This is a genomic window from Streptococcus sp. Marseille-Q6488 (assembly GCF_946902925.1).
Taxonomy (GTDB): domain Bacteria; phylum Bacillota; class Bacilli; order Lactobacillales; family Streptococcaceae; genus Streptococcus.
In genome coordinates this window covers 37,078-51,683 of sequence record NZ_CAMPPZ010000021.1, presented here as the reverse complement: position 1 = coordinate 51,683, position 14,606 = coordinate 37,078, and the positions used below count along the sequence as shown (strand labels likewise).

General features: G+C 40.4%; 14 protein-coding genes. 13 read left to right on the top strand and 1 reads right to left on the bottom strand.

The features are described from left to right. Positions 1-222: 222 nt before the first annotated feature. The 12 genes from mltG to OVN23_RS09465 all read left to right on the top strand — a co-directional run bounded on the left by mltG (position 223) and on the right by OVN23_RS09465 (position 11,154). On the top strand, positions 223-1,887 hold the full coding sequence (gene mltG, locus OVN23_RS09520) for an endolytic transglycosylase MltG (protein WP_173253302.1): 1,665 nt from the start codon (positions 223-225) through the stop codon (positions 1,885-1,887). Positions 1,888-1,948: 61 nt separating this feature from the next. Continuing rightward, positions 1,949-2,431 (top strand): transcription elongation factor GreA, encoded by a 483-nt coding sequence (gene greA, locus OVN23_RS09515; RefSeq protein ID WP_000818760.1) that lies wholly within the window; start codon positions 1,949-1,951, stop codon positions 2,429-2,431. Between the two features lie 80 nt (positions 2,432-2,511). Then, positions 2,512-3,873, top strand: coding sequence for an amino acid permease (locus tag OVN23_RS09510; protein ID WP_173253303.1), 1,362 nt, complete (start codon positions 2,512-2,514; stop codon positions 3,871-3,873). Between the two features lie 99 nt (positions 3,874-3,972). Continuing rightward, positions 3,973-4,383, top strand: a complete 411-nt coding sequence (locus OVN23_RS09505) for a GNAT family N-acetyltransferase (RefSeq protein ID WP_173253304.1) — start codon at positions 3,973-3,975, stop codon at positions 4,381-4,383. Between the two features lie 439 nt (positions 4,384-4,822). Further along, positions 4,823-5,023, top strand: a complete 201-nt coding sequence (locus OVN23_RS09500) for a F0F1 ATP synthase subunit C (protein ID WP_001054562.1) — start codon at positions 4,823-4,825, stop codon at positions 5,021-5,023. A 34-nt stretch (positions 5,024-5,057) separates the two neighbouring features. Next, the gene (atpB, locus tag OVN23_RS09495; protein ID WP_000392851.1) at positions 5,058-5,774 is read left to right on the top strand and encodes a F0F1 ATP synthase subunit A; all 717 of its coding nucleotides are present in this window, start codon (positions 5,058-5,060) and stop codon (positions 5,772-5,774) included. Between the two features lie 13 nt (positions 5,775-5,787). Then, complete coding sequence (gene atpF / locus OVN23_RS09490) at positions 5,788-6,282, top strand: F0F1 ATP synthase subunit B (protein WP_112444247.1); 495 nt, start codon at positions 5,788-5,790, stop codon at positions 6,280-6,282. Next, on the top strand, positions 6,282-6,818 hold the full coding sequence (locus tag OVN23_RS09485; protein ID WP_173253305.1) for a F0F1 ATP synthase subunit delta: 537 nt from the start codon (positions 6,282-6,284) through the stop codon (positions 6,816-6,818). Before atpF ends, OVN23_RS09485 begins: the two co-directional genes overlap by 1 nt. Before the next feature lie 14 nt (positions 6,819-6,832). Continuing rightward, positions 6,833-8,338 (top strand): F0F1 ATP synthase subunit alpha, encoded by a 1,506-nt coding sequence (gene atpA / locus OVN23_RS09480; RefSeq protein WP_173253306.1) that lies wholly within the window; start codon positions 6,833-6,835, stop codon positions 8,336-8,338. A 15-nt stretch (positions 8,339-8,353) separates the two neighbouring features. Beyond that, a complete protein-coding gene (locus OVN23_RS09475) occupies positions 8,354-9,232 on the top strand; it encodes a F0F1 ATP synthase subunit gamma (protein WP_173253307.1) in 879 nt (292 codons plus the stop codon). 85 nt (positions 9,233-9,317) lie between these two features. After that, on the top strand, positions 9,318-10,724 hold the full coding sequence (gene atpD, locus OVN23_RS09470; RefSeq protein WP_000094360.1) for a F0F1 ATP synthase subunit beta: 1,407 nt from the start codon (positions 9,318-9,320) through the stop codon (positions 10,722-10,724). Between the two features lie 10 nt (positions 10,725-10,734). Beyond that, positions 10,735-11,154 (top strand): F0F1 ATP synthase subunit epsilon, encoded by a 420-nt coding sequence (locus tag OVN23_RS09465; protein ID WP_000068041.1) that lies wholly within the window; start codon positions 10,735-10,737, stop codon positions 11,152-11,154. 46 nt (positions 11,155-11,200) lie between these two features. On the opposite strand, the gene OVN23_RS09460 is transcribed toward OVN23_RS09465, so the two are convergent. Then, a complete protein-coding gene (locus OVN23_RS09460; RefSeq protein ID WP_262082097.1) occupies positions 11,201-12,214 on the bottom strand; it encodes a lactonase family protein in 1,014 nt (337 codons plus the stop codon). A 196-nt stretch (positions 12,215-12,410) separates the two neighbouring features. Here OVN23_RS09460 and OVN23_RS09455 point away from each other — a divergent pair, with 196 nt between their 5' ends. Next, positions 12,411-14,387 carry a peptide ABC transporter substrate-binding protein gene (locus OVN23_RS09455; protein WP_173253538.1) on the top strand — a complete coding sequence of 659 codons (1,977 nt, stop codon included), beginning with the start codon at positions 12,411-12,413 and terminating at the stop codon, positions 14,385-14,387. The last annotated feature ends 219 nt before the right edge of the window (positions 14,388-14,606 follow it).

The following is a 14,606-nucleotide window of genomic DNA, read 5'->3' as shown; positions in this document are numbered from 1 at the left end:
TTTATGTTTTGTCATAGTAGACCTCGTTTCTAACTCAAACGTCTCACACTTAATTCCACCATAAAAATCCGTTTTAGACTAATTTCCACTTTGGTCAGGCAAGTGGAAGTTACTTTGAGAAGTTAGCGAGTATAAAAAATAAGCTAGGAAAAGTATCATAGGTTGCTTTTCTTGGACTTTTAAGATATAATATTATGGATTGTCAACAAGGAGGAAAAACTTTTGAGTGAAAAGTCAAGAGAAGAAGAGAAATTAAGCTTTAAAGAGCAGATTCTGAGAGATTTAGAAAAAGTAAAAGGCTATGATGAAGTTCTGAAAGAAGATAAGGCAGTAGTTCGCACTCCTGCAAATGAACCTTCAGCTGAAGAACTCATGGCTGATTCCTTGTCAACGGTAGAGGAGATTATGAGAAAAGCTCCTACAGTGCCTACTCACCCAAGTCAAGATGTACCAGCTTCTCCAGCAGATGATATTCAAAGAGAAACTCCTGGTGCTCCAAGTCATCCAAGTCAAGATGTACCTTCTTCTCCAGCGGAAGAAAGTGGTTCAAGACCAGGACCAGGTCCTATTAGACCTAAGAAACTTGAAAGAGAATACAATGAAACCCCAACAAGGGTAGCTGTTTCCTATAAGACGGCAGAGAAAAAAGCAGAACAAGCAGGTTCAGAAACACCTACGCCTGCTACAGAAACAGTGGATATCATCAGCGATACACCACGTCGTAGCCGTAGAGAAGGAGCAAAACCCGTTAAGCCTAAGAAAGAGAAGAAGTCACATGTGAAAGCCTTTGTGATTTCATTCCTTGTATTCCTTGCCTTGCTCTCAGCAGGTGGTTACTTTGGTTACCAGTATGTTCAGGCATCTTTACAGCCTGTGGATGCTTCATCGAAACAATATGTGACTGTTGGAATTCCAGAAGGTTCAAACGTTCAAGAAATCGGTACGACGCTTGAAAAAGCTGGTTTGGTAAAGCATGGTCTGATTTTTAGCTTTTATGCTAAGTATAAAAATTATACCGATTTGAAAGCAGGTTACTACAATTTGCAAAAGAGTATGAGTACAGAAGACTTACTCAAAGAGTTGCAAAAAGGTGGAACAGATGAACCACAAGAACCTGTCCTTGCGACTTTGACAATTCCAGAAGGTTATACCTTGGATCAGATTGCTCAAGCTGTGGGTCAATTGCAAGGTGACTTCAAAGAGCCTTTGACAGCGGAGGCTTTCTTGGCAAAAGTTCAAGATGAGACGTTTATCAGTCAAGCAGTAGCTAAATATCCTACTTTATTGGAAAGTTTGCCTACAAAAGACAGCGGTGCGCGTTATCGTTTGGAAGGATACCTTTTCCCAGCTACATACTCTATCAAGGAAAGCACAACTATTGAGAGCTTGATTGATGAGATGTTGGCAGCTATGGACAAGAACCTATCTCCTTATTATAGTACTATCAAATCTAAAAACTTGACTGTCAATGAGTTGTTGACCATTGCTTCCTTGGTCGAAAAAGAAGGTGCCAAGACAGAAGATCGTAAGCTCATTGCCGGTGTATTCTACAATCGTTTGAATCGTGATATGCCACTTCAAAGTAACATTGCAATCTTGTATGCCCAAGGAAAACTGGGGCAAAATATCAGCCTAGCTGAGGATGTTGCGATTGATACCAACATTGATTCACCTTATAATGTTTATAAAAATGTAGGTCTCATGCCTGGTCCAGTCGATAGTCCAAGTCTGGATGCGATTGAGTCAAGCATCAATCAAACTAAGAGCGATAACCTCTACTTTGTAGCAGATGTCACAGAAGGCAAGGTCTACTATGCTAACAATCAAGAAGACCACGACCGCAATGTCGCTGAACATGTCAACAGCAAATTAAACCAAACAAACTAAAATTATGTGATACTTCACATAATTTTCTTTCGAAAATATCATCAGAAGAAAGTTGAGAAAAATGGCAGAAAAAACATATCCTATGACCCTTGAGGAAAAGGAAAAACTTGAAAAAGAATTAGAAGAATTGAAATTGGTCCGCCGTCCAGAAGTGGTAGAACGCATTAAGATTGCCCGTTCATACGGTGACCTTTCAGAAAACAGTGAGTACGAAGCAGCTAAGGATGAACAAGCCTTTGTTGAAGGACAAATCTCTAGCTTGGAAACAAAAATCCGCTATGCTGAAATCGTCAATAGCGACGCAGTTGCCCAGGACGAAGTAGCGATTGGTAAAACAGTCACTATCCAAGAAATTGGTGAGGACGAAGAAGAAGTTTATATTATCGTAGGTTCAGCTGGTGCGGATGCCTTTGCAGGTAAGGTTTCAAATGAAAGCCCAATTGGACAAGCCTTGATTGGCAAGAAAACAGGTGACACAGCAACCATTGAAACGCCTGTTGGTAGCTATGATGTAAAAATCTTAAAGGTTGAAAAAACAGCCTAAAACAGAAGAAAGGAGTGGGGAGGCTGTGCGCTTCACTCACTCCTTTTTCCATTTTAAATTGAATTGAAATTGGAGACTATATGAGTTCAAAGAAAAAAAACAAGATGGAGCGTGGTCTGACCAATCGTCATGTGCAGGTTATGGCAATCGCTGGAACAATCGGAACAGGACTCTTTTTGGGAGCAGGTCGCTCTATCAGCCTAACAGGTCCTTCCATTGTACTGATTTATATGATTACTGGGGCTTTCATGTTCCTCATGATGCGTGCTGTTGGGGAAATGCTTTACCAAGACCCTGAGCAACATACCTTTATCAACTTTATCACACGCCATTTGGGTAAGGGCTGGGGCTATTTCTCGGTTTGGTCTTACTGGCTATCTGTTGTCTTTATCGGTATGGCGGAAATCACTGCTATCGCACATTATGTGCAATTTTGGTTCCCAACTTGGCCAAGTTGGATGATTGAGATTGGATTTTTGACCATTCTAGCCTTGGTCAATCTGATTGCGGTAAAGCTCTTTGGAGAAGTTGAGTTTTGGTTTGCGATGGTTAAGATTGTGGCTATTTTAGCCATGATTGCAACAGGAGTCTTTATGGTCTTGACAGGCTTTAAGACACCTCATGGAGTAGCAAGTTTAGCCAATATTGCTGATAATTTCTCCCTCTTCCCAAATGGAGGTGTCAACTTTGTCATGGCCTTCCAGATGGTCTTTTTTGCCTACCTTATGATTGAGTTTATCGGGGTCACAACTTCTGAAACCAAAAATCCACGTCATGTCTTGCCAAAAGCTGTTAAGGAAATTCCTCTACGAATCGTCTTTTTCTATGGCGGAGCCCTCTTGGCCATTATGTCCATCATTCCATGGCGTGAACTGGCTTCTGCTGATTCTCCCTTTGTTACAGTATTTGAATTGGCCGGTATCAAGTGGGCAGCAGCCTTGATTAACTTCGTCGTTTTGACCTCAGCAGCATCTGCTCTTAACTCAACCCTTTATTCAACAGGGCGCCATTTGTATCAGATTGCTCATGATTCGCCAAATCGCTTCCTAAAGGCTATCAAGGCAGATACTCTTTCTCGCCACAATGTGCCACAAAATGCCATCATTGCCTCAGCGATTTTGATTGCCCTAGCAGCCTTTATCAACGTCTTGCCAGGAGTTTCGGATGCCTTTGCCTTGATTACGGCATCATCATCAGGTGTCTATATTGCCATTTATATCTTGATCATGGTAGCTCACCTTAAATACCGCAAGTCACCAGACTTTATGGCGGATGGCTATCTCATGCCCCATTATCGTTTCTTAAATCCTTTAACCATGCTCTTCTTTGCCTTTGTCTTTGTAACCCTCTTTTTACAAGAGTCTACATTTGTAGGAGCAATCGGATCAGCTATCTGGATTATCGGTTTTGGGATTTATAGCCAGTGGAAATTTAGAAAATAGATTAAGAACTCATCAACTCAGGTTGGTGGGTTTTTCTAGTTTGACAGTCTATTGAAATAAGACTATAATCAAGCTGTATCAGTTTTCAAGGAGGTTTGGATGTACTTTAGATTGGAAAATAAGGAATCCCAGAAGGCGCACGAAATTGGGAATTTGATTCGTGCTTATAACCGTTCAAAAAGAGAAGAGGCTGAAAGTGAGCCACTTAATCTTTATGTCGAAGATGAAAAGGGCAATCTCCTGGCAGGTTTGATAGCAGAGACTTTTGGAAATTGGTTGGAGATAGAGTATTTGTTTGTGAAAGAGGAATTGCGAGGGCAAGGAATCGGTTCAAAACTATTGCAGCAAGCAGAAACTGAAGCTAAGAATCGAAACTGTCGTTTTGCTTTTGTCAATACTTACCAGTTTCAAGCTCCAGATTTTTATAAAAGGCATGGCTACAAGGAAGTCTTTAGGTTACAAGACTATCCCTACATTGGGAAAAGATATTATTACCAAAAGGATTTGTAAGGTGAATATGGAGGTGGACTGATGGATATGAGTAACTATCGATAAATACCAGTTAAATCCTACAACTTGTGTCTTTCTGGGCAATATTGGGTACAATGCAATGGCAGTTGAGAAATTGGGAATCAACTCCTATCAGGTTAAGAAAAAAAGTGATGTTGTTGATATTTTAAAACAATTTATTTAAACTAAAAACTCTCTATCTTTTTAAATTGACCTTAATCCGAGATTCCCCTCTCGGATTTTGTGTTGCTTTCATTAAATTTACAGGTAAGACTTGCTAGCTTCAGTAAATATACACAAGCTTTTCAGAATAGAGTGAAATACGAAAGAAAATGGAAGTAATTTTCATTAAACGCTTCCAATGTGCAAAAAAAGTTGACAAATTTAAATTTTAGGACTACACTAAGTAAGTAAATTTTATTTTAAAGGAGAATTCGTTATGAATTTAACATTTTTAGGCTTATGTATTGCCTGTATGGGCGTATCTGTCGGTGAAGGTTTATTGATGAATGGACTGTTTAAATCAGTAGCACGCCAACCAGATATGCTTTCTGAGTTTCGTAGTTTGATGTTTTTAGGTGTTGCCTTTATTGAAGGAACTTTCTTTGTAACTCTTGTCTTCTCATTTATTATCAAATAAATACATGGAACGAGAAGAAAAGGGAGGATTTTAGATGGAAGAAAGTATTAATCCAATCATCTCTATTGGTCCTGTTATCTTCAATCTGACTATGTTAGCCATGACCTTGTTGATTGTGGGAGTTATTTTTGTCTTTATTTATTGGGCAAGCCGCAATATGACCTTGAAACCCAAAGGAAAGCAAAATGTACTTGAGTATGTCTATGACTTTGTTATTGGATTTACAGAACCTAACATTGGTTCGCGCTACATGAAAGATTACTCACTCTTTTTCCTTTGTTTATTTCTTTTCATGGTGATTGCCAATAACCTTGGCTTAATGACAAAGCTTCAAACGATCGATGGGACTAACTGGTGGAGTTCGCCAACCGCTAATTTACAGTATGACTTAACCTTATCTTTTCTTGTCATTTTGTTGACACATATAGAAAGCGTTCGTCGTCGTGGATTTAAAAAAAGTATAAAATCTTTTATGAGTCCTGTTTTTGTCATACCGATGAATATCTTGGAAGAATTTACAAACTTCTTATCTTTGGCTTTGCGGATTTTTGGGAATATCTTTGCAGGAGAGGTCATGACGAGTTTGTTACTTCTTCTTTCCCACCAAGCTATTTATTGGTATCCAGTAGCCTTTGGAGCTAATTTGGCTTGGACTGCATTTTCTGTCTTTATTTCCTGCATCCAAGCTTATGTCTTTACTCTTTTGACATCTGTGTATTTAGGGAATAAGATTAATATTGAAGAGGAATAGAAAGGAGTAACTGATGCACGTAACAGTAGGTGAATTGATTGGTAATTTTATTTTAATCACTGGCTCTTTTATTCTTTTGCTAGTCTTGATTAAAAAATTTGCATGGTCTAATATTACAGGCATTTTCGAAGAAAGAGCTGAAAAAATTGCTACTGATATTGACAGTGCTGAAGAAGCCCGTCAAAAAGCAGAAGTATTGGCTCAAAAACGCGAAGATGAATTGGCTGGTAGCCGTAAAGAAGCCAAGGCAATCATTGAGAATGCGAAAGCAACAGCTGAGAAAAGTAAGGCTAGTATTTTAGTAGATGCTAAACTAGAAGCAGGACGCTTAAAAGAAAAAGCAAACCAAGAAATTGCTCAAAACAAAGCTGAAGCTTTACAAAGCGTTAAGGGTGAGGTAGCAGATTTGACCATCAGCCTAGCTGGTAAAATCATCTCACAAAACCTTGACGGTCATGCCCATAAAGAACTCATTGATCAGTATATCGATCAGCTAGGAGAAGCTTAATGGACAAGAAAACAGTAAAGGTAATTGAAAAATACAGCATGCCTTTTGTCCAATTGGTACTTGAAAAAGGAGAAGAAGCCCGTATCTTTTCAGACTTGACTCAAATCAAGCAAGTTGCTGAAGAAACAGGTTTACCTTCTTTTTTAAAAAAAGTGACAGTAGATGAGTCTGACAAGAAAAAAACGATTGCTTTTTTCCAAGACTCTGTGTCACCTTTATTACAAAACTTTATCCAGGTTCTGGCCTACAATCACAGAGTAAATCTTTTTTATGATGTGCTTGTAGATTGCTTGGACCGACTTGAAAAAGAAACAAATCGATTTGAAGTGACGATTACTGCTGCTCATCCTCTAACTGATGAACAAAAGAGTCGTTTGCTCCCTTTGATTGAGAAGAAAATGTCTCTGAAAGTAAGGAGTGTAAAAGAAGAAATCGATGAAAGTCTCATTGGTGGTTTTGTTATTTTTGCCAATCACAAGACAATTGATGTGAGTATTAAACAACAACTTAAAGTTGTTAAAGAAAATTTGAAATAGAAAGTGGTGTTCTTTTGGCAATTAACGCACAAGAAATCAGCGCTTTAATTAAGCAACAAATTGAAAATTTCAAACCCAATTTTGATGTGACTGAAACAGGTGTTGTAACCTATATCGGGGACGGTATCGCGCGTGCTCACGGCCTTGAAAATGCCATGAGTGGAGAGTTGTTGATCTTTGAAAACGGTTCTTATGGTATGGCTCAAAACTTAGAGTCAACAGACGTTGGTATTATCATCCTAGGTGACTTTACAGATATTCGTGAAGGCGATACAATCCGCCGTACAGGTAAAATCATGGAAGTCCCAGTAGGTGAAAGTCTGATTGGTCGTGTTGTGGATCCGCTTGGTCGTCCAGTTGACGGTCTTGGAGAAATCCACACAGATAAAACTCGTCCAGTAGAAGCGCCAGCTCCTGGTGTCATGCAACGTAAGTCAGTCTCAGAACCATTGCAAACTGGTTTGAAAGCTATTGACGCCCTTGTACCGATTGGTCGTGGTCAACGTGAGTTGATTATCGGTGACCGTCAGACAGGGAAAACAACCATTGCGATTGATACAATCTTGAACCAAAAAGATCAAGATATGATCTGTATCTATGTCGCAATTGGACAAAAAGAATCAACAGTTCGTACGCAAGTAGAAACACTTCGTCAGTACGGTGCCTTGGACTACACAATCGTTGTGACAGCTTCTGCTTCACAACCATCTCCATTGCTTTTCCTAGCTCCTTATGCTGGGGTTGCCATGGCGGAAGAATTTATGTACCAAGGGAAGCATGTTTTGATTGTATACGATGATCTATCAAAACAAGCGGTAGCTTATCGTGAACTGTCACTCTTGCTTCGTCGTCCTCCAGGTCGTGAAGCCTTCCCAGGTGATGTTTTCTATCTTCACAGCCGTTTGCTTGAGCGCTCAGCTAAAGTTTCTGATGAACTTGGTGGTGGATCAATTACAGCCCTACCATTTATCGAGACACAAGCAGGAGATATCTCTGCCTATATCGCAACCAACGTGATTTCTATCACTGATGGACAAATCTTCCTTGGCGATGGTCTCTTCAATGCGGGTATTCGTCCAGCCATCGATGCGGGTTCATCTGTATCACGTGTAGGTGGTTCTGCACAAATCAAAGCCATGAAGAAGGTTGCTGGTACACTTCGTATTGACCTTGCTTCATACCGTGAGTTGGAAGCCTTCACTAAGTTTGGTTCTGACTTGGATGCGGCAACACAGGCTAAATTGAACCGTGGACGTCGTACAGTTGAAGTATTGAAACAACCTGTTCATAAACCATTGCCTGTTGAGAAACAAGTAACCATTCTTTATGCTTTGACACATGGTTTCTTGGATACTGTTCCAGTAGATGATATTGTTCGTTTCGAGGAAGAGTTCCATGCCTTCTTTGATGCTCAACATCCAGAGATTTTGGAAACCATTCGTGATACAAAAGACTTGCCAGAAGAAGCAGTCTTGGATGCTGCGATTACAGAGTTTCTCAATCAATCTAGCTTCCAATAAGAATAGAGGTGTCAGATGGCAGTATCTCTAAATGATATTAAAACAAAAATCGCCTCAACAAAAAATACGAGTCAAATCACTAATGCCATGCAAATGGTATCGGCTGCTAAGCTAGGTCGCTCTGAAGAAGCTGCTCGCAACTTCCAAGTTTACGCTCAGAAAGTTCGCAAACTTTTGACAGACATCCTTCATGGTAATGGAGCTGGTGGTTCAACTAATCCCATGTTGATTAGCCGTCCAGTTAAGAAGACAGGTTATATCGTCATTACTTCAGACCGCGGTTTGGTTGGAGGTTATAATTCCTCTATTCTGAAAGCTGTTATGGAGTTGAAGGAAGAATACCACCCAGACGGTACAAGTTTTGAAATGATCTGTATCGGTGGAATGGGAGCTGATTTCTTTAAGGCCCGTGGTATTCAACCACTTTATGAACTACGTGGCTTGGCAGACCAACCTAGCTTTGATCAAGTTCGTAAGATTATTTCAAAAACTGTTGAAATGTACCAAAATGAACTTTTTGATGAGCTTTATGTTTGTTACAACCACCATGTCAATACCTTGACAAGCCAGATGCGTGTGGAACAAATGCTCCCAATTGTGGATTTGGATCCAAATGAAGCGGATGAAGAATATAGCTTGACTTTTGAATTGGAAACCAGCCGAGAAGAAATTTTGGAGCAGTTGTTGCCTCAATTTGCAGAAAGTATGATTTACGGTGCTATTATCGATGCTAAGACAGCTGAAAATGCTGCTGGTATGACAGCCATGCAAACAGCGACAGATAATGCTAAGAAAGTCATCAATGATTTGACAATTCAGTATAACCGTGCCAGACAGGCGGCGATTACACAAGAAATTACAGAAATCGTAGCAGGTGCTAGTGCCTTAGAATAGGCTCTAGCCCAGCTCGTATGAAAATGAACTTAGGACCTAGTTGAACTAGGAACCGACAGTATCTTATATAGAATAGGAGAAGGAGATGAGTTCAGGTAAAATTGCTCAGGTTATCGGTCCCGTTGTAGACGTCTTGTTTGCAGCAGGGGAAAAACTTCCTGAGATTAACAATGCACTTGTCGTCTACAAAAATGACGAAAGAAAAACAAAAATCGTCCTTGAAGTAGCCTTGGAGTTAGGAGATGGTATGGTCCGTACTATCGCCATGGAATCAACAGATGGGTTGACTCGTGGAATGGAAGTATTGGACACAGGTCGTCCAATCTCTGTACCAGTAGGTAAAGAAACTTTGGGACGTGTCTTCAATGTTTTGGGAGATACCATTGACTTGGAAGCTCCTTTTACAGAAGACGCAGAGCGTCAGCCAATTCATAAAAAAGCTCCAACTTTTGATGAGTTGTCTACCTCTTCTGAAATCCTTGAAACAGGGATTAAGGTTATCGACCTTCTTGCCCCTTACCTTAAAGGTGGTAAAGTTGGACTCTTCGGTGGTGCCGGAGTTGGTAAAACCGTCTTAATCCAAGAATTGATTCACAACATTGCCCAAGAACACGGTGGTATTTCAGTATTTACCGGTGTTGGGGAACGTACTCGTGAGGGGAATGACCTTTACTGGGAAATGAAAGAATCAGGCGTTATCGAGAAAACAGCCATGGTATTTGGTCAGATGAATGAGCCGCCAGGAGCACGTATGCGTGTTGCCCTTACTGGTTTGACAATCGCTGAATACTTCCGTGATGTGGAAGGCCAAGACGTGCTTCTCTTTATCGATAATATCTTCCGTTTCACTCAGGCTGGTTCAGAAGTATCTGCCCTTTTGGGTCGTATGCCATCAGCCGTTGGTTACCAACCAACACTTGCTACGGAAATGGGGCAATTGCAAGAGCGTATCACATCAACTAAGAAGGGGTCTGTAACCTCTATCCAGGCTATCTATGTGCCAGCGGATGACTATACTGACCCAGCGCCAGCAACAGCCTTCGCTCACTTGGATTCAACAACAAACTTGGAACGTAAGTTGGTACAATTGGGTATCTACCCAGCCGTTGACCCACTTGCTTCAAGTTCACGTGCCTTGGCACCTGAAATCGTTGGAGAAGAGCACTATGCAGTTGCTGCAGAAGTAAAACGTGTCCTTCAACGTTACCATGAATTGCAAGATATCATTGCTATCCTTGGTATGGATGAGCTTTCTGATGAAGAAAAGACCTTGGTGGCTCGTGCCCGTCGTATCCAGTTCTTCTTGTCACAAAACTTCAACGTTGCGGAACAATTTACTGGCCAGCCAGGCTCTTATGTTCCAGTTGCTGAAACTGTACGTGGCTTTAAGGAAATCCTTGATGGTAAATACGACCACTTACCAGAAGATGCCTTCCGTGGTGTAGGTTCTATCGAAGATGTGATTGCAAAAGCTGAAAAAATGGGATTTTAAGAGGTGATCTATGGCTCAGTTAACTGTCCAGATCGTGACACCAGATGGTCTCGTCTATGATCACCATGCCAGCTATGTATCGGTTCGAACTCTGGATGGTGAGATGGGGATCTTGCCACGACATGAAAATATGATTGCGGTTTTAGCAGTTGATGAAGTAAAGGTAAAACGTATTGATGACGAAGATCACGTGAACTGGATTGCAGTAAACGGTGGCGTTATTGAAATTGCCAATGATATGATTACAATCGTCGCTGACTCTGCAGAACGTGCTCGTGATATCGATATCAGTCGTGCAGAACGTGCCAAACTTCGTGCAGAACGTGCAATTGAAGAAGCACAAGACAAACACTTGATTGACCAAGAACGTCGTGCTAAGATTGCACTGCAACGTGCCATTAACCGTATTAATGTCGGAAATAGACTATAAGAAAAAATGAACTTGAAAATTCCAAGTTCATTTTTTATATGTTTTATTAAGGAGCAAAACGGATGCAGACTGCTTCGGGAACATGGAAGTCGTTGGAAAGTTCTGCTAGACGACCATTGTCACAATTACGTTTAAAGACAGTTGCATTGTCAGAGTCTTGGTGGACAGCAATGAGAAATTTTTGGTCAGGTGTCAAATCAAAATCACGTGGGGTCTGACCATGTGTTGGAACGATTTCTAGCAACTCTAAGCTACCGTCCGCAAGGATGGTATATACTGCGATAGAATCATGGCCACGGTTAGAAGCGTAGAGGTATTTACCGTCTTTAGAGAGACGAATAGCAGCGGTTCCATTAAAGCCTTCGTAAGCTTCTGGTAAAGTTGAAATGACCTGCATACGTTCAAATTCGCCAACGCCATCGTAGATTAAAACCTCGATAGTGCTATTGAGTTCACAAATGAGATAAGCGATTTTATAGTGGTTATGGAAAACAATATGACGAGAACCAGCTCCAGGAATACTATTGTAGGTATAGAGCTTAGATAATTTCCCTTCTTGATCAAGGTCATAAGTGATAACTTGGTCAGTACCCAAATCACAGGTCACTAGATAGTGGTCAGGTGTTAAATCTGTATAGTGAACATGGGGGGAAGCTTGATTCTCATGTGGACCTTGGCCACTGTGTTGATCTACATCACTAAGTAAAAGACTCCCATCCTCCTGACGTTTATAAACAAGGACCTGTCCTTTATGGTAGTTGGCTGCATAGACCAAATCACGCTTTTCATCAACGGCAACATAACAGTGGGGGGCTCCCTCCTCAACGACGTGATTTAATAAAGTCCCGTCAGTTTGATAGGCTGCAATGCCCCCCTTGCCATTTTGACTACCAACAGTGTATAGGTGTTGGTGCTGGTCAAAGGCAAGGTAGGTTGGACTTGGCTCAGCTGCAAAAAGTTCTAGGTTTGAAAGCTGACCAGTTTCTGTATCAAAGTCAGCCTTGTAAATCCCTTGGGAAGTACGACGTGTGTAAGTTCCAAAATAAACAGTTTCTTTCATAACTCTACCTCTATATAAAGATAAGACTATTATATCACAAAAACAAGCCAATTAAAGACATCCAATTAGATGTAAGCACTTTAAAAAATAATTGATTGGTTTTTTAAAAAACATAATAATATTGAGATTGTTTTCCTTACTTTTCTTCTTAAAAGTGCTATAATGAACTCATAAAATGTTTAAAGGAGTCCTTACTATGAAAAAACGAGTTTTTCTAGCAGCTGGTGTAGCTATACTCTCGGCAGCTATGCTAGCAGCGTGTTCAACAGGTGGTAAAGATGCTACTAAACCTGTTACCTATACCTATGTCTTCTCTACAGATCCTACGACTCTGGATTATACAGTTTCTGGTAACAAGAGTACAAAACAGGTCACAGGGAACGTTATTGACGGTCTACTTGAAAATGACCAATATGGGAATCTGGTTCCATCAGTTGCAGAAGATTGGACTGTTTCAAAAGATGGTTTGACCTATACCTATAAAATCCGTCAGGGTGTCAAATGGTATACCAATGAAGGCGAAGAGTATGGTGAAGTCAAAGCTCAGGACTTTGTAACTGGTCTGAAGCACGCAGCTGATAAGAAATCACAGGCTCTTTATCTGGTTCAAGACTCGGTTCAAGGTTTGGACGATTATGTCAATGGGAAAACAACAGATTTCTCTACTGTTGGTGTAAAAGCAACAGATGATTATACGGTTGTTTACACTTTGAACCATCCAGAATCTTTCTGGAATTCTAAGACAACAATGGGCGTTCTTGCCCCAATTAGCGAGGACTTTTTGGCTTCTAAAGGAGATGACTTTGGGAAGGCGACTGATGTAACAAGCATTCTTTATAATGGTGCCTACCTCCTCAAGGGATTGACATCTAAATCTTCCATTGAGATGACCAAAAATCAAAACTATTGGGATAAGCAAAATGTCTTTATTGATGATATTAAATTGTCTTTCTTTGATGGTCAGGATGCCGATTCTCTTGGACGTGGCTTTGATGAAGGACATTATCCAGCGGCACCTCTCTTTAAAAATTCTGCCAACTATGAACGTCTAAAAGAAAAGTACAAGGATAATATTGTATATGGTCAACAAAGAGGTGGCGTATTCTATATGTCTACTAATATTGATCGTGTAGCTTATAACCATACTGCTAAAACAAGTGATGTGGAAAAATCATCCACTAAAAAGGCTTTGTTGAATAAAGATTTCCGTCAATCCTTGGCTTTCGCTGCAGATCGTACGGCTGCAGTATCTCAAGTATTTGGGGACGAAGTGGCACCTCGTAAATTACGTACAAGTTTTACCCCTCCAACATTTGTCCAAGTTGGAGAGCAGTCGTTTGGGCAAGTAGCTAAGGAAGAACTGGATAAGTTGGATAGCGCTTGGAAAGACGTGAGTCTTGATGATGCACAAGATTCACTTCATAATGTAGACAAGGCTAAAGCTAAATTTGAAGTTGCTAAGAAAACACTTCAAGCCGATGGAGTACAGTTCCCCGTTCATTTAGACCTTCCAGTTTCCTCTACTCAGACAGATTTTATTCGTCAAGCCCAATCTTATAAACAATCCATTGAGGAAGCCTTAGGCTCTGAAAATATAGTGATTGACATTCAACAAGTTTCTGATGATGAATTGGGAAATATGACAGTATTTGCAACATCAACTGACAATATTGATTGGGATATCAATGTAAATAGTGGTTGGAGTCCTGATTATGCAGATCCATCAACCTATTTAGATGTATTTGATCCAACGTCTGGCCCAACTCTTCTAGGAGCACTTGGTGTAGCACCAGGTACAGATAATCCGGCAATCAAAGCTGTTGGTTTAGATAAGTTTAAAGAGTTAATTACGGATGCTAGTGGTGAGAAAACAGATCTGCAAAAACGTTATTCTAAATATGCTAAAGCTCAAGCTTGGTTAACAGATAGTGCCTTGGTTATTCCTGTATACTCAGATGGTGCCCAAATGCTAATAACGAAGAAAGTTCCAGGTAGCGGTGCAGATGGTTGGGTAGGTGATAAGACAAGTGAACACAGCTACAAGTACCAAAAATTACAAGACAAGATTGTAACGTCTAAAGAAATGGATGAGTTCCGTAAGAAATTTGCTGATGAAAAAGCCAAATCAAATGCTGATTATCAGAAGAACTTAGACCGTCATATTCAAGAATAATTGAATCTCCTCTTTTGAGGAGATTTTTTATGTCGCTGTCTCCATGTAATACTCAATGAAAATCAAAGAGCAAACTAGGAAGCTAGCCGCAGGCTGTACTTGAGTACGGCAAGGCGAAGCTGACGTGGTTTGAATTTGATTTTCGAAGAGTATAAGCACTTAAAAAAAGAGTTATTTTACTTCAAAAATGGTATAATGAGAGAACGATAGAAAGGAAGT